The organism is Streptomyces thermovulgaris (assembly GCF_002155915.1).
Taxonomy (GTDB): domain Bacteria; phylum Actinomycetota; class Actinomycetes; order Streptomycetales; family Streptomycetaceae; genus Streptomyces; species Streptomyces thermovulgaris.
The window spans coordinates 1-2811 of sequence record NZ_MUME01000526.1; the positions used below are offsets into that span (position 1 = coordinate 1).

At 75.9% G+C, this 2811-nt stretch carries 2 protein-coding genes; one reads left to right on the forward strand and one right to left on the reverse strand.

Annotated features, from left to right (window positions below):
- Nucleotides 1-198: 198 nt before the first annotated feature.
- Nucleotides 199-1614, reverse strand: coding sequence for an SWIM zinc finger family protein (locus CCN35_RS27050; RefSeq protein ID WP_086794668.1), 1416 nt, complete (start codon nt 1612-1614; stop codon nt 199-201).
- Between the two features lie 132 nt (nt 1615-1746).
- Here CCN35_RS27050 and CCN35_RS27055 point away from each other — a divergent pair.
- On the forward strand, nt 1747-2811 hold a 1065-nt coding region (locus CCN35_RS27055; RefSeq protein ID WP_245863552.1), incomplete at its 3' end, for an ATP-binding protein.

Consider the following 2811-nt stretch of genomic DNA (forward strand, 5'->3'; position numbering starts at 1 on the left):
GGAGGGGGAACGGGAGGGGAAGGGGAGCCGGTGAGTCGTCCTCGCGTCCTTCTGCGCTTCTGCGTCGTGCCGTCCGTGCCGTGTGCAGGAGGATTCCCGCTGTGCCGGCGGGACCTCGCCGTTCGCCGGGACGTCACCTCTTTGCCGGACGTGTCGCACGCACCGCCGGGGCGGATGTCGCAGACGGTGCATCGGATGTCAGCACAGCGTCACCATTTCCCCCTGGGGGTCTGCCGCGTTGTCCCCCTCGGTGTCTCCCGCGTCCTCCCCTTTGCCCGCTTTCTCGTTCCGGGGCCAGGCGGCCAGGGGGGTGAAGCCCCGGTGGCCGCACTCGCCGAAGACGGTGACGGGCGCGCCGCCCGACAGGGAGACCAGCCGCCACAGGCCCGGACGTGTGCGGGCCGCGGGAGCGAGGGGCAGTGCGCAGTCGCCGCCGGCGTCGGCCAGCTGCCAGGACTCGCCGTCCGGGACCGGCACGACCTCCTCGAGCGTCACGGGGACCGACTCCAGCCATGGATCGGCCCGCAGCGCCTCGCCGTAGCGGGCGACCGCGCGCGCCGTCGTCACCCCGGGCGGGCGGGCCCGTGTGGGCGCCGGGGGAGCGAACCGCTCGCCCAGGGCCGCACGGAGCTGCCCGGCGCCCGGATACGCGGACACCTCCGCGTCCAGGGCCAGCCCCACCGGCAGCGCCAGCTCCGGTGCGCGGCCGGCGGCGCCGTAGGAGAGCAGCAGGGCCGTACGGCCGGAGCCGGTGCCGTACAGCCAGATCCTGCGGGTGGTCAGCCTGGCGTCCGCGGTGTCGTACTGGGCGAGGACGAGCCAGTGGTCCCGCACCGGCGGGCCGTCCGCGGAGGCGGGCAGACCGACCCGGGAGCGGACCGTCGCCGCCAGGTCCTCGGGCAGCCGCTCACGGCCCAGCCAGCCCTGGGCCAGCAGGTGCAGCAGCGCGCACTCCTCCAGCAGCCGCACCGGCCAGCCCGGCCCCGACGCGGGGACGGCCCCCAGCTCCCGCACCCGTGAGGCCAGCCCGGGAGCCTGTGCGTCGACCATGCGGGCCGCCGTCTCCTCCCACAGCCCGTACCCCGCCTGCTCGGCCGCGGCCAGGCCGCCGCGCAGCAGGTCGGCCAGGCGCTGCTCCAGCTCCGTCGCCCCCGCGGTGATCCGCTCGGCCCGTCGCTCCGCCCTGCGCCGCGCCGCCCGTGGATCGGCGGAGCGGGAGCCGGACCCGGCCGCCCGGGCCGCCCGTCCCCCCGCCGGCCGCCTCCTTCTGCCCGCCGTCCACTGCACGGCCCAGTCCGGGGCCCGCCCGGGCGGCACCGCGCCGTCGTCGCCCGCCCACAGCAGCAGCAGGCCGAGCGCGTGCTTGCACGGGACCTTGTGGCTCGGACAACTGCACGTGTACGCCGGTCCGGACGGATCCGCCAGGTCGACGGCCGTCCGGTACGGGCTGCCGCCGCTGCCCTTGCACAGCCCCCACACCGTCCCCTCGCCGGACCTCCCCGTCCCGGACCACGGGCCGGCCGTTCCGAGCGTGCTCGCCGCCTTGCGCGACGCCTCGTCAGGCGCCAGTGCCAGCACCTGGTCCACGGTCCAGCGCACCCCCTGCTGAGTCATGCCGCCGACGGTAGATCCCGCCACTGACAACCGGTCCCGCATCCGCATCCGCGCAGGTCGGAGCGCATTGTCAGTGCCGTGGTGCACGGTGGGCGCCAGATCCGAACCGGCCGAGCTGGAGGGGGCCTCGCCATGTCCGTGTCCGTGGAGTCCGTGGAGCCGACGCCCGTGGAACCGGCGCCCGCGGAACCGGCGCCCGTGGAACCGGCCTCCGCCGCACCGGGCCGGAGCCGCTCCGCGCCCGCGGCGGCGAAGGAGACGACGGCGCTGCGCCCGCACGCCGAGGACGCCTTCGCCGCCGAGCTGGCCGCGCTCGCCGCGCACGACGACCGTCCGCGCCCGCCCCGCTGGAGGCTGTCGCCGTGGGCCGTCGCGACCTATCTGCTCGGCGGCACGCTGCCGGACGGCACGGTGATCACGCCGAAGTACGTCGGCCCGCGCCGCGTCGTCGAGGTCGCGGTCACCACCCTCGCCACCGACCGCGCCCTGCTCCTGCTCGGCGTGCCCGGCACCGCGAAGACCTGGGTCTCCGAGCATCTGGCCGCCGCGATCAGCGGCGACTCCACCCTGCTGGTGCAGGGCACGGCCGGCACACCGGAGGAGGCGCTGCGGTACGGCTGGAACTACGCACAGCTGCTGGCGCACGGCCCGAGCCGCGACGCCCTCGTGCCCAGCCCGGTCATGCGGGCCATGGCCCAGGGCATGATCGCCCGCGTCGAGGAGCTGACCCGCATCCCGGCCGATGTGCAGGACACGCTGATCACCGTCCTGTCGGAGAAGACCCTGCCGATACCCGAGCTGGGCGAGGAGGTGCAGGCGGTCCGCGGCTTCAACCTGATCGCCACCGCCAACGACCGCGACCGCGGGGTCAACGACCTGTCCAGCGCCCTGCGCCGCCGCTTCAACACGGTGGTGCTGCCGCTGCCGGAGAGCCCCGAGGCCGAGGTCGACATCGTCGCGCGCCGTGTCGAGCAGATCGGCCGCTCCCTGGACCTGCCGGCCCTGCCGGACGGCGCCGACGAGATCCGCCGTGTCGTGACCGTCTTCCGCGAGCTGCGCGACGGGATCACCCTCGACGGACGCACGAAGCTGAAGTCGCCGAGCGGCACCCTGTCCACGGCCGAGGCGATCTCGGTGGTCACCGGCGGGCTGGCCCTGGCCGCCCACTTCGGCGACGGCGTGCTGCGCGCCGGTGAC

Excerpts from the sequence above, each read along its gene's own strand:
- CCN35_RS27050 (WP_086794668.1), bottom strand. The coding sequence starts at position 1,614 with ATGACTCAGCAGGGGGTGCGCTGGACCGTGGACCAGGTGCTGGCACTG.